Annotated in this window: 24 protein-coding genes; 13 read left to right on the top strand and 11 right to left on the bottom strand. The window is 62.0% G+C overall.

Annotated features, from left to right (window positions below; translation table 11 throughout):
• Window positions 1–91: 91 nt before the first annotated feature.
• Entirely contained in the window at window positions 92–244 is a 153-nt protein-coding gene (locus AC1RZR_RS20570; RefSeq protein WP_095085054.1) for a hypothetical protein, read from the top strand.
• Window positions 245–313: 69 nt separating this feature from the next.
• Here the strand turns inward: AC1RZR_RS20570 and gyrA are convergent, their stop codons facing one another.
• Both gyrA and AC1RZR_RS20560 read right to left on the bottom strand, forming a co-directional pair.
• Window positions 314–3112, bottom strand: coding sequence for a DNA gyrase subunit A (gyrA, locus tag AC1RZR_RS20565; protein WP_477277189.1), 2799 nt, complete (start codon window positions 3110–3112; stop codon window positions 314–316).
• A gap of 334 nt (window positions 3113–3446) precedes the next feature.
• Window positions 3447–4298, bottom strand: a complete 852-nt coding sequence (locus AC1RZR_RS20560) for a helix-turn-helix transcriptional regulator (protein ID WP_477277190.1) — start codon at window positions 4296–4298, stop codon at window positions 3447–3449.
• Between the two features lie 85 nt (window positions 4299–4383).
• Between AC1RZR_RS20560 and AC1RZR_RS20555 the strand changes: the two genes are divergently transcribed.
• The 3 genes from AC1RZR_RS20555 (at window position 4384) to AC1RZR_RS20545 (ending at window position 6122) form a co-directional block, all read left to right on the top strand.
• Window positions 4384–4920, top strand: a complete 537-nt coding sequence (locus AC1RZR_RS20555) for a hypothetical protein (RefSeq protein WP_477277192.1) — start codon at window positions 4384–4386, stop codon at window positions 4918–4920.
• A 32-nt stretch (window positions 4921–4952) separates the two neighbouring features.
• Window positions 4953–5330 carry a VOC family protein gene (locus AC1RZR_RS20550; protein ID WP_477277194.1) on the top strand — a complete coding sequence of 126 codons (378 nt, stop codon included), beginning with the start codon at window positions 4953–4955 and terminating at the stop codon, window positions 5328–5330.
• Between the two features lie 162 nt (window positions 5331–5492).
• Window positions 5493–6122, top strand: coding sequence for a MarC family protein (locus tag AC1RZR_RS20545; RefSeq protein ID WP_023670949.1), 630 nt, complete (start codon window positions 5493–5495; stop codon window positions 6120–6122).
• A 26-nt stretch (window positions 6123–6148) separates the two neighbouring features.
• Here AC1RZR_RS20545 and AC1RZR_RS20540 read toward each other — a convergent pair whose 3' ends face one another.
• Genes AC1RZR_RS20540 through AC1RZR_RS20530 form a run of 3 tightly spaced genes read right to left on the bottom strand, consistent with a single transcriptional unit; the run spans window position 6149 to window position 7584 of the window.
• Complete coding sequence (locus AC1RZR_RS20540; protein WP_481825777.1) at window positions 6149–6574, bottom strand: OsmC family protein; 426 nt, start codon at window positions 6572–6574, stop codon at window positions 6149–6151.
• A 49-nt stretch (window positions 6575–6623) separates the two neighbouring features.
• The gene (locus tag AC1RZR_RS20535) at window positions 6624–7037 is read right to left on the bottom strand and encodes a DUF2306 domain-containing protein (RefSeq protein ID WP_477277198.1); all 414 of its coding nucleotides are present in this window, start codon (window positions 7035–7037) and stop codon (window positions 6624–6626) included.
• Window positions 7038–7062: 25 nt separating this feature from the next.
• Complete coding sequence (locus tag AC1RZR_RS20530; protein ID WP_379022846.1) at window positions 7063–7584, bottom strand: single-stranded DNA-binding protein; 522 nt, start codon at window positions 7582–7584, stop codon at window positions 7063–7065.
• Between the two features lie 212 nt (window positions 7585–7796).
• Here AC1RZR_RS20530 and AC1RZR_RS20525 point away from each other — a divergent pair, with 212 nt between their 5' ends.
• The 6 genes from AC1RZR_RS20525 to uvrA all read left to right on the top strand — a co-directional run bounded on the left by AC1RZR_RS20525 (window position 7797) and on the right by uvrA (window position 13788).
• Complete coding sequence (locus AC1RZR_RS20525; protein ID WP_481825776.1) at window positions 7797–8186, top strand: cupin domain-containing protein; 390 nt, start codon at window positions 7797–7799, stop codon at window positions 8184–8186.
• A gap of 44 nt (window positions 8187–8230) precedes the next feature.
• A complete protein-coding gene (locus AC1RZR_RS20520) occupies window positions 8231–8545 on the top strand; it encodes an ArsR/SmtB family transcription factor (protein WP_095085062.1) in 315 nt (104 codons plus the stop codon).
• Between the two features lie 14 nt (window positions 8546–8559).
• On the top strand, window positions 8560–9048 hold the full coding sequence (locus AC1RZR_RS20515) for an SRPBCC family protein (protein WP_481825775.1): 489 nt from the start codon (window positions 8560–8562) through the stop codon (window positions 9046–9048).
• A gap of 26 nt (window positions 9049–9074) precedes the next feature.
• Window positions 9075–9680, top strand: a complete 606-nt coding sequence (locus AC1RZR_RS20510; protein ID WP_477277207.1) for an ATP-dependent Clp protease proteolytic subunit — start codon at window positions 9075–9077, stop codon at window positions 9678–9680.
• 191 nt (window positions 9681–9871) lie between these two features.
• Window positions 9872–10174, top strand: a complete 303-nt coding sequence (locus AC1RZR_RS20505) for a hypothetical protein (protein ID WP_481825774.1) — start codon at window positions 9872–9874, stop codon at window positions 10172–10174.
• Between the two features lie 692 nt (window positions 10175–10866).
• On the top strand, window positions 10867–13788 hold the full coding sequence (gene uvrA, locus AC1RZR_RS20500; protein ID WP_481825773.1) for an excinuclease ABC subunit UvrA: 2922 nt from the start codon (window positions 10867–10869) through the stop codon (window positions 13786–13788).
• 167 nt (window positions 13789–13955) lie between these two features.
• Here the strand turns inward: uvrA and AC1RZR_RS20495 are convergent, their stop codons facing one another.
• Window positions 13956–14141: a hypothetical protein gene (locus tag AC1RZR_RS20495; protein WP_481825772.1), complete on the bottom strand. Its 186-nt coding sequence runs from the start codon at window positions 14139–14141 to the stop codon at window positions 13956–13958.
• Between the two features lie 128 nt (window positions 14142–14269).
• On the opposite strand from AC1RZR_RS20495, the gene AC1RZR_RS20490 reads away from it, so the two are divergent.
• From AC1RZR_RS20490 to AC1RZR_RS20480, 3 genes are all read left to right on the top strand, one after another.
• Window positions 14270–14740, top strand: a complete 471-nt coding sequence (locus AC1RZR_RS20490; protein ID WP_481825771.1) for a GNAT family N-acetyltransferase — start codon at window positions 14270–14272, stop codon at window positions 14738–14740.
• A gap of 25 nt (window positions 14741–14765) precedes the next feature.
• Complete coding sequence (locus tag AC1RZR_RS20485) at window positions 14766–15572, top strand: DUF72 domain-containing protein (RefSeq protein ID WP_477277215.1); 807 nt, start codon at window positions 14766–14768, stop codon at window positions 15570–15572.
• A 202-nt stretch (window positions 15573–15774) separates the two neighbouring features.
• Window positions 15775–16923: a GGDEF domain-containing protein gene (locus AC1RZR_RS20480; protein ID WP_481829087.1), complete on the top strand. Its 1149-nt coding sequence runs from the start codon at window positions 15775–15777 to the stop codon at window positions 16921–16923.
• A 51-nt stretch (window positions 16924–16974) separates the two neighbouring features.
• Here AC1RZR_RS20480 and AC1RZR_RS20475 read toward each other — a convergent pair whose 3' ends face one another.
• From AC1RZR_RS20475 to urtB, 5 genes are all read right to left on the bottom strand, one after another.
• Entirely contained in the window at window positions 16975–17151 is a 177-nt protein-coding gene (locus AC1RZR_RS20475; protein ID WP_477277219.1) for a hypothetical protein, read from the bottom strand.
• Between the two features lie 443 nt (window positions 17152–17594).
• Window positions 17595–18290 carry an urea ABC transporter ATP-binding subunit UrtE gene (gene urtE / locus AC1RZR_RS20470; protein WP_481825770.1) on the bottom strand — a complete coding sequence of 232 codons (696 nt, stop codon included), beginning with the start codon at window positions 18288–18290 and terminating at the stop codon, window positions 17595–17597.
• A gap of 69 nt (window positions 18291–18359) precedes the next feature.
• On the bottom strand, window positions 18360–19106 hold the full coding sequence (urtD, locus tag AC1RZR_RS20465; protein WP_481825769.1) for an urea ABC transporter ATP-binding protein UrtD: 747 nt from the start codon (window positions 19104–19106) through the stop codon (window positions 18360–18362).
• A gap of 6 nt (window positions 19107–19112) precedes the next feature.
• Window positions 19113–20342, bottom strand: a complete 1230-nt coding sequence (gene urtC / locus AC1RZR_RS20460) for an urea ABC transporter permease subunit UrtC (protein WP_481825768.1) — start codon at window positions 20340–20342, stop codon at window positions 19113–19115.
• Window positions 20339–21955: an urea ABC transporter permease subunit UrtB gene (gene urtB / locus AC1RZR_RS20455; protein ID WP_481825767.1), complete on the bottom strand. Its 1617-nt coding sequence runs from the start codon at window positions 21953–21955 to the stop codon at window positions 20339–20341. Before urtB ends, urtC begins: the two co-directional genes overlap by 4 nt.
• Between the last annotated feature and the right edge of the window lie 69 nt (window positions 21956–22024).

Below are 22024 nucleotides of genomic sequence, written 5' to 3'. Positions count from 1 at the left end.
GAAGCCTTCACGCAGCGTTCACTAGGTTGCACCTTAATAAGATGAAACCAAAATCCCATCTGTTCGTTGTTAGGCGCAGGAGAACACGCACATGCTGATCTACATGCTTGCCACTGCAATGACCGTCGCCATGCTGATCGCCACCGTATTCGGGTTGCATCAGGAGGCTCAGCGCATCCGCATCAAAGCCAACACCAAGCGCTTCGAAGGTTTCGGCCCCCGCAAGCCATATCGCCACTACTAAGTTTCGCCTGAACTTCCCGCCGCGCCGGCCAATGGGCCGGCGTTGCTATGTCAAGCGCTGGCCCTGGACTTACTCAGCGCTGTCCGGACCGGCGTCCGCCGTCGGATCAATCTCAGCGCCGGCGCTTTCTTCGATTTCCTCGTCCGCCTGCGGCTCCGATATCCGCTCGACCGAGACCACCTTTTCACCTTCAGCCGTGTTGAAGATGGTCACGCCCTTGGTGGCGCGGCTGGCGAAGCGGATGCCGTCGACCGGCACCCGGATGACGGTGCCGCCATCCGACACCAGCATGATTTGGTCGTCATTGCCGACCGGGAAGGTCGCCACCAGCCTGCCGATCTCCGCCACCTTCGACACGTCGGTGGCACGAATGCCCTTGCCGCCGCGTCCAGTCAGCCGGAAATCATAGGACGACGAGCGCTTGCCGTAGCCATACTCGGTCACCGTCAGCACGTACTGTTCGTGCTGCTTGAGGAACTCGTAGCGTTCGTCGGAAAGCTCCGTCTCCTCGCCGACCTCTTCGTTGGTCAGGGCGATCTCTTCCTCTTCGCCGGCGGCGATGCCGGCGGCAAGGCGCCGTTCGGCCGCCGCCCGCTTGAGATAGGCGGCGCGCTCGGCCGGCGGCGCATCAACATTCTCGATCACCGCCATGGAAATCACCCGGTCTGTCTCGGCCATGGCAATACCACGCACGCCGACCGAATTGCGGCTCTGGAAGACGCGCACGTCGCCGACCGAAAAGCGGATGCACTGGCCGGAACTGGCGGTCAGGAGCACGTCGTCATTGTCGGTGCAGGTCTCGACGCCAAGAATCTCGTCGCCCTCCTCCTCCAGCTTCATGGCGATCTTGCCGTTGCGGTTGACCTGGACGAAGTCGGAAAGCTTGTTGCGGCGCACGGTGCCACGCGTGGTGGCGAACATCACGTCGAGCTCGCCCCAGATGGTCTCGTCCTCGGGCAGCGGCATGATGGTGGTGATACGCTCGCCCTGCTCCAGCGGCAGCATGTTGATCAGCGCCTTGCCGCGCGACTGCGGATTGCCGATCGGCAGCCGCCAGACCTTCTCCTTGTAGACGATGCCGCGCGAGGAGAAGAACAGCACCGGCGTGTGCGTGTTGGCCACGAACAGCCGGGTGACGAAATCCTCTTCCTTGGTCGACATGCCGGAGCGGCCCTTGCCGCCGCGGCGTTGCGCCCGGTAGAGCGACAGCGGCACGCGCTTGATGTAGCCGGAATGGCTCACCGTCACGACCATGTCCTCGCGCTGGATCAGGTCCTCGTCTTCCATGTCCGCGCCACCGTCGGTGAGCTCGGTGCGGCGTGGCGTGCCGAACTCGTCGCGCACGGCGGCGAGTTCGTCCTTGACGATCTGCTGAACGCGCGCGCGGGACGACAAAATGTCCAGATAATCAATGATTTCGGCGCCGATCGTGTTCAACTCGTCGGCGATCTCGTCGCGACCAAGTGCGGTCAGCCGCTGCAGGCGCAGTTCGAGGATGGCGCGCGCCTGCTCCTCGGACAGATTGTAGGTGCCGTCTTCATTGATGCGATGGCGCGGATCGTCGATCAGAAGGATCAGCGATTCGACATCTCCGGACGGCCAGCGCCGCTCCATCAACTGCTCGCGCGCCGTCTGCGGATCCGGCGCGGTGCGGATGAGCTTGATCACTTCATCGATGTTGGCGACGGCGATGGCGAGACCGACCAGGACATGGGCGCGGTCGCGCGCCTTGCGCAGCAGGAATTTCGTCCGCCTTGTGATCACTTCCTCGCGGAAAGCGACGAACGCCCGCAGCATGTCGGTCAGCGTCAGCAGTTCCGGCTTGCCGCCGTTCAGCGCCACCATATTGGCGCCGAAGGAGGTCTGCAGCGGCGTGAAGCGGTAAAGCTGGTTGAGGATGACGTCGGCGACGGCGTCGCGCTTGAGTTCGATGACGACGCGGTAACCCTGGCGATCGCTCTCGTCGCGGATGTCGGAAATGCCCTCGATGCGCTTGTCGCGCACCAGTTCGGCCATCTTCTCGATCATCGACGACTTGTTCACCTGGTAGGGAACCTCGGTGATGATGATCGATTCACGGTCGTTGCCGCGCGCCTCGATGTTGACTTTGCCGCGCATGACGATGGAGCCGCGACCGGTCGAATAGGCGCTGTAGATGCCTGAACGGCCAAGCACGATGCCGCCGGTCGGGAAATCCGGGCCCGGAATGATCTCCATCAGCGCCGGCAGGTCGATCGCCGGATTGTCGATGATGGCAATCGCGCCGTTGCAGACTTCGCCGAGATTGTGCGGTGGGATGTTGGTCGCCATGCCGACGGCGATGCCGCCGGAGCCGTTGACCAGCAGATTGGGGAAGCGTGCCGGCAGAACCTTGGGTTCGCTGCCGGACGCGTCATAGGTGTCCTGGAAATCGACGGTGTCCTTGTCGATGTCCTCCAGCAGCTCGTGCGCGACCTTGGTCAGCCGCGATTCCGTATAGCGCATCGCCGCCGGCGGATCGCCGTCGATGGAGCCGAAATTGCCTTGCCCGTCGATCAGCGGTACGCGCAGCGACCAGTCCTGCGCCATGCGAACCAACGCGTCATAGATGGAGGCGTCGCCATGCGGATGATATTTACCCATCACGTCGGCGACCGGGCGTGCCGATTTCACATATTTGCGGTTCCAGTGGTAACCGCTCTCATGCGAGGCGAAGAGAATGCGGCGATGCACTGGCTTCAGGCCGTCGCGCACATCCGGCAGCGCGCGGCTGACGATCACGCTCATGGCGTAATCGAGATAGGAGCGCTGCATCTCCTCGACGATGGATATCGGCTCGATGCCGGAGGGGCCGCCGTCGGCGCCGCGCGGTGTCTTTTGGTCGGTCAAATCGGATCACAATCTAATCAGGAATCACTTGCTGCTTATATAGGAAGCAAGCCCGAAACTCCAACGTCCGCAGCACTTTTCCAGTGTCAATTTTGATGGTAATTTCAAATGGATACCACAGATTGCGACGATATGGCCAAGGCGGTTTTCGCCGCCACAGGGCAAAAGCCTGAAATGGGCCGTTTTCCCCAAGCGAAAGCCAAGAGCGCGACTAATTGGACCTCGTGGCTGCCTTTGCGAGCACTGAGCGGTTGGCGGCCCCGGGGTCTCAATGGCGATCTGATCGCGGGCGGGACACTGGCTGCGATCGCCATTCCCAAACCGATGGCGAATCTCAACGCAGCTTGTGCTGCGAGCTTTGGCGTGCGCCCGCTCGGCGGGAGCGATACTGGCCCGGCGTCTCACCCATGACGCGCCGAAATCGACGATTGAACGTCGACAAATCGTTGAAGCCGGCGTCGTAGGCGATCGCCGAGACCGCATCGTCTGACATGCGCAGCCGCACCGCCGCCCGGTGCAGCCGGGTCTTGAGCAGGAACTGGTAGGGCGTCATGCCCGCGACCTGCCGGAAAATGCGCAGGAAATGATAGGGGCTGGTCGCCGTCTCATCGGCAAGCGCCGAAAGCGAAATCGGTCCGTCGGCATCGACTTCGATCCGCCGCACTGCCTCGGCAACCCGTTTCTGATCGCGACGGCTTGGCGCGCATCTGACAGGTGTGGAGCCAGAGGCTGTTGCCACCGCACCCGCAATGCGCAGCCCGAGTTCCTCGAAGGCGTCGATGTCGGCCATCTCGCGAGCGGTTTCGGCCTCGGCGAGCAAGCACGCCAAGGCCGGCAATGGCGGCAGGCGCGGCACCTTGAAGGCCAGCTTCCTGGCGCCCGGCACACCAGCCACGATGCGTTCCATGTAAGCCGGCCCGAAATGGAACGAGAGGCAACGGTCGCCGCTGCCGTGCTCGTGCCCGCATTCGTAGCACGTGCCGGGGTTGCCGAGCAGGAGCGCGCCAGGCGCCAGCATCGCCGTGCCTTGCTGGGCGCGATATCGGAACGTGCCGCTGGTGACCGCGGCGACACAGAAATCCTGATGTGCTTCCTCGAACGGCCGGTCACCGGCGCTGGCCGTGCAGATCACATCCGCCACGTGCCAGCCGGCCCCGGATGCGAGACTATGCGTGGTCGCTGTCATGATCGAAATATAGCAATTTTTCCCAAGCCCAGAACCCCATCACGGCCTACTCCTCCCGGTCTCCTGACAGGAAGAGACCGTAACCATGTACGAACAATCCTCGTTTGCCGAAGCCTTGCACAGTCCCGGACCAGTCGACGGACTTGCCGAGAAACTGGACCTTTACGGCCGCTTCGTCGGCGCCTGGACGTTTGACGCCTCGCGCCATCTTGAGGATGGCACGGTGCTGACCGGGCGTGGCGAGGTGCATTTCGGCTGGGTGCTGGAAGGCCGGGCGATCCAGGATGTGTGGATCCTGCCCGCACGCGACGCCGGCCCCTCGCCTTCCCTAAGCAAATGGACGTTCTACGGCACGACGTTGCGCCTCTATGACCCCGCCGCGGATGCCTGGCACATCTTCTGGAGCGACCCGCGCAACCAGTATTACAGCCGCCAGCTCGGTCGCGCCGAGGGCGACACCATCGTGCAAGTGGGCGCCGATGGCACCGGCTCTTCGGTGCGCTGGAGTTTTTCCCGCATCACAAAGGACAGCTTCCGCTGGCTCGGCGAGCGCTCCCACGACAATGGCGCGACATGGCGCCTGGAAGTCGAATTCCTGGCGCGCCGAATGGCTACAACCTGACGTCATAAGACATTGCAACAATGGAGAAACACATGTTCGATCATGTCTCGATCGGCGTTCGCGACGCCGCTGCTTCCAAGCGCTTCTACGATGCTGCGCTGAAGCCGCTCGGCTACACCTGCCTCAGCCAGTCGCCAGGCTCGTTGGGTTATGGCGTGCAAGGCGTCGCGCTATGGGTCAACGAAGCCGCGCGGCCTGTGCCACCAGAGGAAGAATCCGGCCTGCATTTCTGCTTCGCAGCACCGACGCGGGCCAGTGTCGACGCCTTTCATGCCAGCGCCTTGCGTGAAGGCGGCAGTGACAATGGCCCACCGGGCCTGCGCGCCGACTATGGCGAAAACTACTATGCCGCCTTTGTCGTCGATCCGGACGGCTATCGCATCGAGGCCTATTGCGGCGCTGCCGGCTAAAGCAGTTTTCCCAGGAAAAGCGCGCAGCGCTTCTCCTTAGGGAATGGCGTCAAGACAAAGGTTGCCGAAGTCCCCGGTTTCATCCCTCCGACTGTTCCCACCGACCGACCTTTGCTCTACCAATATCCTTGTGCGGGCACGGCCCGGCGGGAGGGGTCAGAGATGCCGAGCTTCGACAGCCTGTTCAACGCCTTCGTCACCATTCTCGTGACCATCGATCCGCCTGGGCTGGCCCCGCTGTTCCTCGCCGTGACACGTGGCATGAATCGCGAGGAGCGCCAGCAGGTTTCCGTCCGCGCCTCGATTATCGGTTTCCTGGTCATGGCGCTGTTTGCCGTTGCCGGCGCCTCGATCCTGTCGGTGTTCGGCATCACGCTGCCGGCTTTCCGCGTCGCCGGTGGCTTCCTACTGTTCTTCATCGCCTTTGAAATGGTGTTCGAGCGCCGGCAGGATCGCAAGGAGAAGATCGGCGACGTCGCCATCACCAAGGACATGATCCACAACATCGCCGCTTTCCCCCTGGCGATCCCGCTGATCGCCGGCCCCGGCGCCATTTCGGCGACGGTGCTGCTCTCTGGTTCGTTTCAGGGCTTTGCCGCGCAAGCGGCGCTGGTCGGCATCATCTTCGTCTGCCTCGCCATCACTTATCTGGTGTTCGTACTGTCGGAACGCATCGATCGCATCCTCGGCCAGACCGGCCGTTCGATCCTGACCCGGCTGCTCGGCGTCATCCTGGCAGCACTCGCCGTGCAGTTCGTCGCCGACGGTATCAAGGCGCTGATGGCGGGTTGACGCGCAGCGAGCCGCCGAAGCCGGCCCTACTTCGCCGCCGTATCAATGACCTCGAAATCGTGGGTAATCGTGGCGGTTTTGGCCAGCATCGCGGAGGCGGAACAATATTTTTCGATCGAAAGGTCGATCGCCCTTTTGACCTTGTCATTGGAGAGCGACCGGCCCTTGACGACGAAATGCATGTGGATGCGCGTGAAAACCCTGGGCTCGGTTTCGGCCCGATCGGCGTCGAGCTCGACAACGCAGTCCTCGACCGCCTCGCGGCCCTTCTCGAGAATATGGACGACATCATAGGCCGAACAGCCGCCGGTGCCGATCAGCACCAGTTCCATCGGGCTTGGGCCTGGTGTCTTGCCTTCCGGTCCGAGCGCGGTTCCGAGCACCACCTTGTGGCCGCTACCGGATTCGCCGACGAAGGTGCGCTCTTCGACCCACTTAACGCGTGCTTTCACCTGAGATTTCCCTCCACTTGAGGTCATCCGCCTCAAGAATCAAACAGGATCATGGTCCGGCTCGGGCGACGCCAAAGACGACGTCATGCATGACCCTGCCCGGCAACAGCGTTAAGATGCCGGCGCCGACCAATGCAAAGACATACAGCGCAATCATCGACTTGCGATGCTTGGCGACGCGGTGATTGCGGGCGTGCCACACCGCCAGCGGCACGGTGACCAGCACCAGGATCGACAGGAGATGGATCGGACTGAAAGGGCCGATGAGGCGGATGTCATGAATCCAGAAACTCGAGACGGCGATCACCAGCATCAGCGCAGCCCAGACATAGCCCGCGATGCGATGGCGTGACGTTCCCTTCGGCAGTGCCAGCTGCGTGACGCCTATCGCCAGTGCTGCGAAGGCCGCAAAGGCATGCCAGGGGATTGGTGAGGGTGCGGCAAGCAGCGGTTGCAGCGACATTGCCGCCTCTCCGGGTTGATTGTCCTCAGAACGGGATTTCGTCGTCCAGCTCGCGCGACGAACCGCCGCCACCGCCGCTCTTGGCACCGCCGCCGCCACGATTGAAGCCTTCGCTCGGGCTGGACTGGCCGAAATCGGAACCGCGGCTGCTGCCGCCACCGGCATAGCCGCCGACCTGACCGCCCTCGCCCTGTCCGCGCGCATCGAGCATCTGCAGCTCGCCGCGGAATTTCTGCAGCACGACCTCCGTCGTATACTTGTCGTTACCGGTCTGGTCCTGCCATTTGCGCGTCTGCAACTGGCCTTCGACATAGACCTTCATCCCCTTCTTCAGATACTGCTCGGCCACCTTGGCGAGCTGGTCGTTGAAGATGACGACGTTGTGCCACTCGGTCTTTTCCTTGCGCTCGCCGGAATTCTTATCGCGCCAGCTTTCCGACGTCGCAATGCGGATGTTGACGACCGGCTCGCCCGAGTTCAGGCGACGGATTTCGGGGTCCGCACCGAGGTTGCCGACCAGAATGACCTTGTTGACGCTACCCGCCATGATACTTCTCCGCGCTCATCCGAAACAAATTTTTGTCGCAGCACCTTACAGGCTGCGGACAATCGCCGCCTGCTATGGCTGCCTTTTCCCACAAGGTTTTTGTTCCCTTTTCGTTCTATGATGCAGGCGTCGTTCTGTCAATGTTTGTCAGCAAGATGTAGTGTTCCGGTCCGAAATTTCCATGAAATCGGGAATGGGTCGGGCGCGATCAAATGAAGTCCGTCGCACATAAGGACCAGCAGCGCGAGCAATGGCGAGCAGGTGTGGAGACGCGTATGCATGTGTCGGCCATCAATGGTGCATCGCAACTTTGCATATTTGAGCAGTGGGTCGAACCCATGCTCGGCGCTCCAACGCATTGGCATCCGGTCGAAGAAGTGCTGACCGTTATCGCCGGCAAGGCGGAGATGTGGATCGACGATGAGCACAACGTCCTGACATCAGGCCAGTCGCTTGTCGTTCCCGCGAACAGGAAACACGGGTTCAAGAACGTCGGCACCGGAACGCTTCACATCCACGCCGTGCTTGCGTCGCCAATCTTCGAGGCGACGTTTGATGGGCCTGCCGGGGTAGTGAGGCGCTGGCTTCCGACAATCTCGTAAAAACAGTGCTTGCCAAATCAATAAGTATCGACTTATGCTTTTGCATGATCGAAGCAGAGATTTTCCGCGCCCTTGCCGACCCAACGCGCCGAGCCGTCTTTGAGCAACTCGCCGCTGGCGAGATGAGCGTCTCGGAACTGCGCAGCGGCATGACGGTGTCGCAGCCGGCCGTTTCGCAGCATCTGGCCGTGCTGCGCGGCGCCGGCCTGGTGGTCGAGCGGCGGGCCGGCCGCAACGCCTATTACCGCGCCGATCCGCAAGGGCTTGCCCCCTTGCTTTCCTGGATCGAACGCTACCGGACCTTCTGGCCGGAGCGCATCGAAAGGCTGAAGGCGGTTTTGAAGGACATGGATCAATGAAGAACATGGGATCAATGACAGACCAAAGCCACGCGGACTCCGAGGTAGCACCTGATGCGATCGAGTTTGAGTGCGACCTGCCGGAACCGCCGGAAAAGGTGTGGCGGGCGCTGACCGTGCCGGAGCTGCTCGCCGCCTGGATGATGCCGAACGACATCAAGCCTGAGACCGGCAGCCGTTTTGCCTTTGCCGGACCGGAGGCAGCGATCGAATGCGAAATCCTCGACGCCGAACCCGAACGGTTGTTGCGCTATTCCTGGCGCGAGCGGCCGCAGCCAGGCGATAGCGCGCGGCAAGATCCGCTCGACAGCACAGTCACCTTCACACTCGCCCGCACCCTCTCGGGCGGCACGCATCTGCGCATCGTCCATGGCGGCTTTGCCCGAACGGCGATGCCCGCGGTCGCCATGGCGGGCATCGGCTGCAGGCTTTCGCTCGGCGCAAACAGGCCACGAAAGCCAATCGCCGCGAACACGCCTCGCCTTTTGCTGCGTGCGGCCTGAGCGAACAGCAGCGACGGAGACAGACAATGAGCGGCCTTGCCAATCTGGTGCCGATGGTGATCGAGCAATCGAGCCGTGGCGAACGCGCCTTCGACATTTTCTCGCGGCTGCTGCGCGAGCGCATCGTCTTCATCAACGGTGAGATCAACGACGACATCTCGGCGCTGGTCTGCGCCCAGCTGCTGTCGCTGGAATCCGACAATCCCGACAAGGAGATTTCGCTCTACATCAACTCGCCCGGCGGCGTGGTGACCAGCGGCTTCGCCATCTACGACACGATGCAATACATCAGCTGCCCGGTGTCGACGGTGTGCATGGGCTTTGCCGCCTCGATGGCCTCGTTCCTGTTGATGGCAGGCACGCCGGGACGTCGCATCTCCCTGCCGAACGCCACCATCCTGCTGCATCAACCGCTGGGTGGATTCCAGGGCCAGGCCTCCGACATCCAGCGCCATGCCGAGCGCATCGGCCGGACAAAGCGGCAGATGGCCGAACTCTATGCGCAGCATTGTGGCCGCACCTATGAGGAGGTCGAACGCACATTGGACCGCGACCACTTCATGACGGCCCGCGAGGCCCAGGCCTGGGGCATTGTCGACCACGTTTTCGATACGCGCAAACGGGCCGCGTGAGGCCAATGCATGTCGCCCAAAAGTGGTCTGGGTTTTGGGCGAACGACATGCGTAAAAACAGACGCCGAATGCGCATCGCCTGAAACCGATCAATCGTGATGCGCTTTAGGCGAGATCTGATTCCTGCCGGCTGTCGAAGATTTGACGATGCCGGTCTGGTCCCTTTGGCGGCACGTCACTATGATTGAGCGATGACCGACACGCATTCGTCCAGAACATTGCACCGCAGGATCGCCGTTGTCGTGGTCGCTGTTGCCGGCCTTATGGACGGCACGGCCTTTGCCGGCGACAGTTCGCCGCCGGCGCAGAAAGGCGCCCTGCCTGGCGTGACCGGGGACTATCGCATCGCCAGGCCGGCTCCCGAGCCCGAACCCGACGACGCATTCCCCAGCAAGGGGAACGGCCAGTTCAAGATCGGCAACACGGATGTCAGGATTTCCGGCAGCATCACCGTTGATGTCGGCGCCGGCGCAATCAAGCCGCCACGCAATTGATACCGAGTGGCGGCGTACCGCGCCGCACACAAAAACAGCCCCGCCGTGCTTTGCGCAAACGGACGGGGCTTTTTTGGATCTCAAATCCAATTTTGCCGGGAGTGTACTGCCGGCGTTTGATTTCGGATGCACCGCGGCGTCAGCCGACGATCCGACTAGCAGTCTCTGATTTTTGTGGGATATGGCAGGTCACGGTTTGCCGGGTGGCGAAAACGCTGAACCCTGGCACTTATGCCTGCCGCGGCTCCAGTGACAACTGGAACCCGAGGGGACGATCCGGTGGCGTCATGGCTCCACTCCCTTGTCCGTTGCGACGTGTCGTCCCGAAGCACAAATCGCGAATGCCTGCGGCGTCTCGCAGGCCGCCTCTGGCGGCGAGGCCATCGAAAGACGGCCGGCTTCGTTTGACGCCCGGAGACTGCGCCCGTGAGTCGGTGGCGTCAACCATCAATAGCCGGTTACCGAAAAATGTGATCGCAGGGAGGTTACGTCCACGTCAGTTCTTGCACAGCTTTGTCAGGAGCGTGTTCGGCCTTTGTTCTTTCCGCTTGCCCGTTCACGCGAAAGACGGTTAAACGCTTTTGTCGGGAATTGTGGCGTCTCTCGACGTGGCGGCAATAATACCTACATAGGGGATGGCCGGGAAAACCCGCCATTCCAGGCAATTCCAGATTCTGAGGCGGCGACCGGCGATGGCCGACCATAAATATCTTTCCATTCGCGGGGCGCGCGAACACAATCTGAAGAATGTCGATCTCGACCTGCCGCGTGACAGCCTGATCGTCATGACCGGCCTGTCTGGTTCCGGCAAATCGTCACTTGCCTTCGACACCATCTATGCCGAAGGCCAGCGCCGCTACGTCGAAAGCCTGTCTGCCTATGCGCGGCAATTCCTCGAAATGATGCAGAAGCCGGACGTCGACCAGATCGACGGTCTGTCGCCTGCCATCTCGATCGAGCAGAAGACGACCTCGAAGAACCCGCGTTCGACGGTCGGCACCGTCACCGAGATCTACGACTACATGCGGCTTCTGTTCGCGCGCGTCGGTATCCCCTATTCGCCGGCCACCGGCCTGCCGATTGAAAGCCAGACGGTCAGCCAAATGGTTGACCGTGTGCTGGCGGTCGAAGAAGGCACCCGCCTGTTCATCCTCGCGCCGATGGTGCGCGGCCGCAAAGGCGAATACCGCAAGGAATTGCTGGAGCTGCAGAAGAAGGGCTTTCAGCGCGTCAAGGTCGACGGCGTCTTCTATGAAATCGCCGACGTGCCGGCGCTGGACAAGAAGTACAAGCATGACCTCGACGTCGTTGTCGACCGCATCGTCGTGCGCGGCGATCTCGCCACCCGGCTTGCCGACTCCATCGAGACCGCGCTGAAACTGGCTGACGGGCTGGCGGTCGCCGAATTCGCCGACAAGCCGCTCGACGCCAGCCAGACCGGCGAGGACTCGGTCAACAAGTCGAAGAACGAGACGCATGAGCGCATCCTGTTCTCGGAAAAATTCGCGTGCCCGGTCTCGGGCTTCACCATTCCCGAGATCGAGCCAAGGCTGTTCTCGTTCAACAACCCGTTTGGCGCCTGCCCGACCTGCGACGGTCTCGGCAGCCAGCGCGCCATCGACGGCAATTTGATCGTGCCGGACGAAAACGTCTCGCTTCGCGACGGCGCCGTCAGCCCGTGGGCGAAGTCGACCTCGCCCTACTACGCGCAGACGCTGGAAGCGCTGGGCAGGGCCTATGGCTTCAAGCTCGGCGACAAATTCAAGGATCTGGCCGAAGAGGCAAAGGAAGCCATCCTGCGCGGCACCGGCGAGCGTGAGATCACGTTCCAGTATGATGACGGGTTGCGCTCCTACAAGACGACCAAGACCTTTGAAGGCGTCATCCCCAATCTCGAGCGCCGCTGGAAAGAGACCGAATCCGCCTGGATGCGCGAGGAGATCGAGCGCTTCATGTCGGCCACGCCATGCCCGGTCTGCAAGGGCTATCGGCTGAAGCCCGAGTCGCTGGCCGTGAAAATCGCGGGCAGGCACATCGGCGAAGTCACCGAGCTTTCCATCCGCAAGGCCGACCAGTGGTTCACCGACCTGCCGGCGTCGCTCAACGACAAGCAGAACGAGATCGCCGTGCGCGTGCTCAAGGAAATCCGCGAGCGGCTGCGCTTCCTAAACGATGTCGGGCTCGACTACCTGACGCTGTCGCGCAATTCCGGCACGCTGTCGGGCGGCGAGAGCCAGCGCATTCGGCTGGCCTCGCAGATCGGCTCCGGCCTCACCGGCGTGCTCTACGTGCTGGACGAACCGTCGATCGGCCTGCATCAGCGCGACAATGCACGCCTGCTCGACACGTTGAAGCACCTGCGCGACATCGGCAACACGGTGATTGTGGTCGAGCATGACGAAGACGCCATCCTGCATGCCGACTATGTCGTCGACATGGGTCCGGCCGCCGGCATCCATGGCGGCGAGATCATCGCCCAGGGCACGCCACAGCAGGTGATGGCCAATCCCAATTCGATCACCGGCAAATATCTTTCGGGCGCGCTCGAAGTGGCGACACCCGGCGTGCGGCGCGAGCCGAAGAAGAACCGGCGGCTGAAGATCGTCGGCGCGCGCGGCAACAATCTGAAGAACGTCACTGCCGAAATCCCGCTCGGCACCTTCACCGCCGTAACCGGCGTGTCGGGCGGCGGCAAGTCGACCTTCCTGATCGAGACGCTGTTCAAGGCGGCGTCGCGCCGCATCATGGGTTCGCGCGAGCATCCGGCCGACCACGACCGCATCGAGGGTCTCGAATTCCTCGACAAGGTCATCGACATCGACCAGTCGCCGATCGGCAGGACCCCGCGTTCGAACCCGGCCACCTACACCGGCGCCTTCACACCGATCCGCGACTGGTTCGCCGGGCTCCCCGAGGCCAAGGCACGCGGTTACCAGCCCGGCCGCTTCTCCTTCAACGTCAAGGGCGGCCGCTGCGAAGCCTGCCAGGGCGACGGCGTCATCAAGATCGAGATGCACTTCTTGCCCGACGTCTACGTCACCTGCGATGTCTGCCACGGCAAGCGCTACAACCGCGAGACGCTCGACGTGCTGTTCAAGGGCAAGTCGATCGCCGACGTGCTCGACATGACAGTCGAGGAAGGCGTCGATTTCTTCGCTGCCGTGCCCGGCGTGCGCGACAAGCTCGACACGCTGAAGCAGGTCGGCCTCGGCTACATCCACATCGGCCAGCAGGCGACGACGCTGTCGGGCGGCGAGGCGCAGCGCATCAAGCTGGCCAAGGAACTGTCGCGCAAGGCGACCGGCAAGACGCTCTACATCCTCGACGAGCCGACAACCGGCCTACACTTCCACGACGTCGCCAAGCTGCTGGAAGTGCTGCATGAACTGGTCGACCAGGGCAACACGGTGGTGGTCATCGAGCACAATCTCGAGGTGATCAAGACCGCCGACTGGGTGCTCGATCTCGGCCCCGAAGGCGGCGACGGCGGCGGCGAACTGGTCGCCTCCGGCACACCGGAAGCCATCGTGCGCGAGAAGCGCAGCTATACGGGCCAGTTCCTCAAGGAGTTGCTGGAGCGGCGCCCCGGAGGCAAGCGCGAAGCGGCGGAGTGATGGCTAGAGCTGGTCTCGTCACGGTCCAGAGCCGTTTTGGCGTGGCCAACACCATCAATCGTCTGATGGAGGTGGACATGCGCGCAGGACTGATTGTGTTTGCACGCATTGGAAAAGCCTCACTATGAGAGCCGAACGCCATGGCCAATGATGTCTTTCGATTCTATTCAGACGATCCAGAACTCGTTTTCGGCTACCTGCGCAAAAATTGGCGTGAAGCCATAGTGCGTTGGGATGGCAGAAAGGTTGGCACGAGCAAAATCTGGTTGATGATCATCGTTCTTGATCAGGCGATCGCTGCGACAGCTTTCCGAAACTGGCTCAACAAATATGGAACCTCTGGTGATCTGCAAGTCACGCGACGGCCCCTCCCACCGATGGTTGTCGCCAGCACGATAGTCGTTCGAAGACATGTATTTGTTTGGCGACGGATCATCGGGTCGTTTCGACTCCGTGCCGCTATGGGGTCAGGAAAGGTGCCATGAACCTCAGAGCCGCCAGCCCAAAAAATCTCGCCGCAATCGCTTCGCTGACGGAAGCCGCCTATGCGACCTATACCGCACTGTTCGGCGCACCGCCGATTCCGGTCACGGAGGATTACGCGCCGAGGGTCGAACGCGGCGAGGTCTGGCTGCTGGAGAGCGACAGTAAGTTAGCCGGGCTGATCGTCATCGAGCGGCATGACGACCATGCGATGATCTTCTCCGTCGCTGTCGCGCCAGAATTTCAGGGCAAGGGCTTCGGCATCGTCCTGCTCAGACACGCCGATGAACAGACGCGGCTGTGGGGCCTGCCCGAGGTGCGGCTCTACACCAACGCCCGGATGGAGCGGAACATTGTGCTCTACACGGCCTATGGTTTTCGGGAAACGGGCCGCCGGCCCAATCCCTATCGGCCGGGATGGACGGTCGTCGACATGGCCAAGCCAGTGGCTGAGATCACGACGGCCTGATTTTCTGAACTTGGGAGGGATGACTATGAGCAAATCGGGAACAATCCGCTCCGGCATGGGCGGCTGGACGTTCGAGCCCTGGGATTCGTCCTTCTATCCCGAAAAGCTCTCCAAGGCCAAGCAACTGCAATACGCCAGCCGGCAGGTGCCGAGCATCGAGGTCAACGGCACCTATTATTCGAGCTTTAAGGAGCCGACCTTCGTCAAATGGGCGAGCGAAGCACCGGATGGTTTCGTCTACGCGCTGAAGGGCAACCGCTTCGTCACTAACCGGCGCGTGCTCGGCGAGGCCGGCGAATCGATGGTGCGTTTCCTCGGCTCCGGCGTGGCCGCACTCGGTGAAAAGCTCGGTCCGATCCTGTGGCAGTTCGCACCGACGAAAAAGTTCGATCCGGACGATTTCGAAGCCTTTCTGAAATTGCTGCCGGAAAAGCAGGACGGCGTTGCCCTGCGCCACGCGGTCGAGGTGCGCAACGACAGTTTCATCGTGCCGGAATTCGTCGCGCTGGTCCGCAAATACAAGGTGGCAATCGTCTATGCCGACCATGCAAAATATCCTGATATCGCCGACGTCACCGGCGATTTCATCTATGCGCGGCTGCAGACTGGCAGCGACGACAATGCCGACTGCTACACGCCCAAGGGCCTCGACGAATGGGCCGCGCGCGCCAGGACCTGGGCGGAGGGCAAGCAACCGGTCGACCTGCGGCGCGCGGACCCCAAGACGGACGCACCGGTCCAGCCACGCGACGTGTTCGTCTACTTCATCACCGAGGGCAAGGTGCGCGCGCCATTCGGAGCCATGGCGCTGATGAAGCGAGTGGCCGACTGAGAAGCGCCAGCACAAGACGTTTCACACGCCAGGCACGTCTCATACGCGTTTTGAGCGTAGCAAAGTGTCCAATTGAGCGTAGCAAAGTGACCAATCGTGGCAATTTCGGCGCCGTCGTAACCTTATCGATACCTCCTTGCTGCATGAATTCAGCCTGGCCAAGCCGCAGAGCTGGGATCGCCGCCGGCAAGGAACGAGGGGCATGTCGCTCGACTACACTTCACTTCTGCTGGCTGTCGGTTTTTCCGCCACCTGCCTGGGCCTGACACTGTTTGGGATGTGGCTGACCGCTCGCTCGGAGAAATTCCTGCTGACATGGGCGATCAGCCTGCTGTTGGTGGTCGGCGACATTTTTGCCTATGACGCCTATATCGACATGCCCGGGCGTCTGCTTGGTACCGCGACGCTTGCCCTGCTCCTGCTTGGTTTTTCGGCCATGCTGGGCGCTGCCTACCAGTTCAGGACCGGCGGTTCGCCGATCCCGAGAACGATGTGCGGCAGCATTTCGCTGGCCGTTGCACTGCCTCCCATGGCGCTTGGCTATGACGGTCTCGGCTTCATGTTCGAGAACCTGTTTGCCGCCTTGCTTCTGTTCGCAACGGCGCTCGAATACTGGAAGGGCCGCAACGAAGCCCCAGCGCTCACAATAGGCATCACCGCACTCTATTCGGCCACGGCCACGTCCTTCGCTCTCTGCGCCATGGTTCTCGCCTGGGACGGAAAGCTGATCCTTGGGCATGCGCCAAGCAATTGGGCCGAGGAGTTGAGCCTCATCATCGTCATCGCCAGCATGACCGGCATCGGAGCGCTGTCACTGGCGCTCAATCAGGGGCGTCTGGCCAGGCATCACCGCCACAACGCCCTGACCGATCCCTTGACCGGCCTGCTCAACCGCCGCGCCCTGTTCGACATGCATGGCAATGCACCGGTCGGCGCTTTCACCGCTGTTGTCGTCTTCGACCTCGACGGCTTCAAGGCCATCAACGACGAATTCGGCCACGCCGCTGGCGACGAGGTGCTGAGGGTATTCGCCAGGGAACTCGCCGGCAATCTTCGCCCGGCCGACGTCGCCGCACGTATGGGCGGCGAGGAATTCGCACTGGTGCTGAAGCGGACCTTGCCGGAAACGGTTGAGGCCACCGCCGAGGCCATACGGGCTGCCTTCGCCGCGTGCCGCATCGAAACCGAGACCGGCTCCCTGACATGCACGGTCAGTGCCGGATTTGCTTTCGGCACCAAGGAGGGCCTCAGCTTCGACAAGGTGCTCAGCGCCGCCGACAAGGCGCTCTACGCCGCCAAGCGCGGCGGCCGCAACCGCGTCGCCGCCTCGGCATTCCGGCGGGCGAGCTGACCACGGGCATCATCTCGCGTCTATGACTGTTGGAAAGGGCGAAGGCGGCTTCTATGCCGCCATGACGATTTCGTTGAAGGCATCGAGGTCGACATAGAAGACCTTGGTGATCTCCGCGATCAGTTCGTCGCGTTCGTATCCCTGGGACCTCAATATGTTGATGGCGGTGATGATATCGACGCGCTCGGTAAGCCGCCGTTTCTGGTAGTCCTCGACGTAACGTTCCATGGCTGTCCCTTAGCCTGTGTGCCCAAACGTGTTGAACGACAATCAGATCGCAGGAGGGAAGCTAGGAATGCTTGCTTGCGTGGAACTTGCCCGGCCTTCGCCGCGTCCCTCGATCTGCGATAAAACCAGACTGATACGGAAACGGCCGACTCACAAAAGCCAAGAAAAAGAGTAGCACGCAGCCGCCGGCGCGCCAGAGAGACACGGATGACTGGATCGGAGAAATATTGGGCTTGCGAAAGACTTCGAACCGTCACCTGAAGTCCAGTGCTGATTCTAGTGCATGTCGCCCAAAGTTCGCAGCGGTTTTGGGACAACGACATGCGAAAAAAAGACAGATCTAAGGCGCGTCTTTTGAATCCGTTGGGATGCGACGCGCTTAGAGCAATTCCAGGAAAAGTGTGAAACGGTTTTCCGTCTGGAATTGCGTCAAGACAAAGAGTCTATACGGTCAGGAATTTGCGGACATCGGCCCGGTCGAGATCTTCCGCCGGGCCGGTATGGACGATCAGGCCGCGGTCCATGATGTTGACCTCGTCGGCAAGCTCGCGGCAGAAATCGAGATATTGTTCGACCAAAAGCACGGCGATGCCGGCTTGGTCGCGCAGATAGCGAATGGCGCGGCCGATATCCTTGATGATCGATGGCTGGATGCCTTCGGTGGGTTCGTCGAGCACCAAGAGCTTCGGCCGCATCACCAGCGCCCTGCCGATGGCGAGTTGCTGCTGCTGACCGCCGGACAGGTCACCGCCACGACGGCCGAGCATCTGCTTGAGTACCGGAAACAGCTCGAAGACGTGGGCAGGCACGTTGCGGTCGGCGCGCTTCAGTGGCGCGAAGCCCGATTCGAGGTTCTCCCGCACCGTCAGCAGCGGAAAGATCTCCCTACCCTGCGGTACGAATGCGATGCCCGACCGGGCGCGGTCATACGCCGCGCTCCGGTCGAGCGCCTTCCCCTCGAAGGCAACGCTTCCGCTCGTCAGCCGGTGATGGCCGACGATCGATCTCATCAAACTGGTCTTGCCTACGCCGTTGCGGCCGAGCACGCAGGTGATCTTGCCGGCGCCGGCCTTCATCGACACGCCGCGCAATGCCTGGGCGGCGCCGTAGTGGAGCGTGGCGTTCGAAACTTCGAGCATATCAGTGCCTTCTCCAGAACCTGAGGAAGGACAGATCGAAGCGATGGAATTGAACGCGCCAGACCATGCTCATCTCCCCAGATAGACTTCGACGACGCGTTCGTCGGCCGACACGAAGTCGAGCGTGCCTTCGGAGAGCACCGAGCCCTCATGCAGGCAGGTGACCTTGACGCCGAGCTCGCGCACGAAATGCATGTCGTGCTCGACGACGATGACCGAATGGTCGCGCGCAATCTCCTTGAGCAGCCGCGCGGTTTCCTCGGTCTCCGCGTCGGTCATACCGGCGACCGGCTCGTCGACCAGCAGCAGCTTCGGATCCTGTGCCAGAAGCATGCCGATCTCCAGCCACTGCTTCTGTCCATGGCTCAAATTCGCCGCCAGTTGGTCGCGTTTGTCACCAAGCCGGATGATGCCGAGAATGTCGTCGATCTGCCGCGCTTCGGCGACCGAGCGGCGATGGAACAGCGCCGGGAAGATCGAGCGCGGCCCCTTCAGCGCCAGCATCAGATTTTCCTCGATCGTGTGGCTTTCGAAGACGGTCGGCTTCTGGAATTTGCGGCCGATGCCCATCATGGCGATCTCGGCTTCATCATGCTTGGTCAGATCGACCTGGCCGTCGAAGAACACCTCGCCCTCGTCGGGCCGAGTCTTGCCGGTGACGATGTCCATCATCGTCGTCTTGCCGGCGCCATTGGGACCAATGATGGCGCGCATCTCGCCCTTGTCGAGCACCAGCGACAGGTTGTTGATGGCGCGAAAACCGTCGAAGGAAACCGAGACGCCGTCGAGATAGAGGATCGTGTGCGACTTGCTCATGACCCCTCACTCCGCCGGCTGTGGTTCGGGGCTGGACGACCAGTCGCCCGGCTTTGTCGCCGCGCTGCGAACGATCTTCTGCGGCGGCGGCAGATCAGGATCGGTGCCGGCTTCCTCGGCAATCGAGACCGCACGCAACGCCCTGGCGTTGCCGCGCCAGGAATCCCACATGCCGACAATGCCCTTGGGCAGCAAAAGCGTGACGGCGACGAACAGGCCGCCGAGCGCAAACAGCCAGAATTCCGGCAACACGCCGGTGAACCAGGACTTTCCCGCATTGACCAGCAGAGCGCCGATGATCGGGCCAACGATGGTGCCGCGCCCACCGACGGCCGCCCAGATCACCACCTCGATCGAATTGGACGGTTCGAATTCGCCGGGATTGATGATGCCGACCTGCGGTACATAGAGGGCGCCGGCGATCCCGGCCATCACCGCCGAGATGGTGAAGGCGAACAGTTTTACATTTTCCGCCCGCCAGCCGAGGAAGCGGGTGCGGCTCTCGGCGTCACGCACGGCCATTAACAGCTTGCCGTATTTGGAACCGACGATCGCCCAGGTGACGAACACGGCGAGCGCGAGCGTCACCGCGCTGGCGGCGAAGAGCGCCGAACGCGTTGCATCGGCCTGCACGTTGAAGCCGAGAATATCCTTGAAATCGGTCAGGCCGTTGTTGCCGCCAAAACCCATGTCGTTGCGGAAGAAGGCGAGCAGCAGCGCATAGGTCATCGCCTGGGTGATGATCGAGAGATAGACGCCGGTGACACGGCTGCGGAAGGCGAACCAGCCGAAGACGAAGGCAAGCAGGCCGGGCACCGTGAGCACCATGAGACCTGCGAACCAGAAATGGTCGAAACCATACCAGAACCAGGGCAATTCCTTGTAGTTCAGGAACACCATGAAGTCCGGCAGGATGGGATTGCCATAGACGCCGCGCGAGCCGATCTGGCGCATCAGATACATGCCCATCGCATAGCCGCCGAGCGCGAAGAAGGCGCCGTGGCCGAGCGAAAGGATGCCGCAATAGCCCCAGACAAGGTCGAGCGCGAGCGCAAGCAGCGCATAGCAGAGATACTTGCCGGTCAGCGCCACGATGTAGGACGGCACGTAGAATGCACTGGTCGGCGACACAGCCAGGTTGAGCAGCGGCACGATGATGGCCACCGCCAGCAGGATGAGAATCGTGATGGCGATGCGGCGGTCCGCGCCCGCGGTGAAGAAGCGTCCGGTGATCATGCTTCCACCGCCCTGCCCTTGAGCGCGAACAGGCCGCGCGGGCGCTTCTGGATGAACAGGATGATCAGCACAAGCACGACGATCTTGCCGAGTACGGCGCCTGCATAGGGTTCGAGGAACTTGTTGACGATGCCGAGCGAGAAGGCGCCGACCAGCGTCCCCCACAGATTGCCGACGCCGCCGAAGACGACGACCATGAAGCTGTCGATGATGTAGCCGCGGCCGAGATTGGGCGAGACATTGTCGATCTGGCTGAGCGCGACACCCGCGATACCGGCAATGCCCGAACCCAGCGCGAAGGTCAGCGCGTCGACCCAAGGCGTCCTGATGCCCATCGAGGCGGCCATGCGCCGGTTGGCGGTGACGGCGCGCATCTGCAGGCCCCAGGACGTGCGCTTCATCACATAGAGCAGCACGGCGAAGACGGTGAGCGCGAAAACCAGGATCCACAGACGGTTCCAGGTGATTGCGAGCTGACCGATATTGAACGAGCCCGACATCCAGGAGGGATTGCCCACTTCCTGATTGGTCGGTCCGAAGATTGAGCGCACGGCCTGCTGCAGGATCAGCGAGACGCCCCATGTCGCCAGCAATGTCTCCAGCGGCCGCCCGTAGAGGAAGCGGATGACGCCGCGCTCGATGGCCAGGCCGACAAGCGCTGCGACGAGAAAGGCGAGCGGCAGCGCGATCACCAGCGACCAGTCGAACAGGCCGGGAAAGGATGTCCGGATCACCTGTTGTACGACAAAGGTCGTGTAGGCGCCGAGCATGACCATCTCGCCATGCGCCATGTTGATGACGCCCATGACGCCGAAGGTGATGGCAAGCCCGATCGCCGCCAGCAGCAGCACCGATCCCAGCGAAATGCCGTACCAGATGTTCTGGCCGGCATCCCAGAATGCCAGCGTCGAATTGATGTTACGAATAGCCGCCGTCGCCGCGTCCTTGATCGCGCCTGAAGAATTCGCCTCGACCGAGGTAAGCAGCGAAACCGCATCGCGGTCGCCACGCGCACCGATCAGAGCGACGGCGGCAAGCTTGTCTGCATCCGGACGATCCGAGACAAGAACCGAAGCGGCGCGGGCCTGTTCGAGCAGGGCCTTGACACTCGCGACCGTCTCACTGGCGATCGCCGTATCGAGCGGTCCGATGTTTGCGGCGTCGGGTGTCTTGAACATGGTGTCGGCGGCGGCGATGCGCACGGCTGGATCCCTGGCGCCGAGCGTCAGCGTGCCCAGCGCATCGCGGATGGCGCGGCGCAGCGTGTTGTTGACCTTGATCTTGGTGATGTCCTCCTTGGCAGCATCCGCCGACTTTTCACCGCTCAGCGGGTCGAGCAGCTCAACGCCATCGCCGACTTCCTTGCCGACGAAAACCAGCGAATCGGCTTTGCGGATATAGAGGTTGCCGTCGGCGAGTGCCGCAAGTGGCTGTTCGACAGCCGGATCACCTGTAGCCGCCAGTTCGTGAACGACAGCCCCCGTCTCCGAAAAACCCTTGGCTGTCGCGAATTTGGCGATGATGGTGCGCAGCTCGGCTTCGCCAGCACCCGACGACGACAAAGTCGCCAGCAGGAACAACAGCGTCAGGCCAATCGCGCGGAACAGGTTCATCGGCTTCAGGCGACCTTTGAAGGTTGAATTGGGCGTCCGGACGGCGGAGGAAACCGTCCGGACGCTGGC

The organism is Mesorhizobium bavaricum (assembly GCF_056781655.1).
Note: the sequence above shows the minus strand (reverse complement) of the source record. Positions and strands in the feature narration are given on the sequence as shown.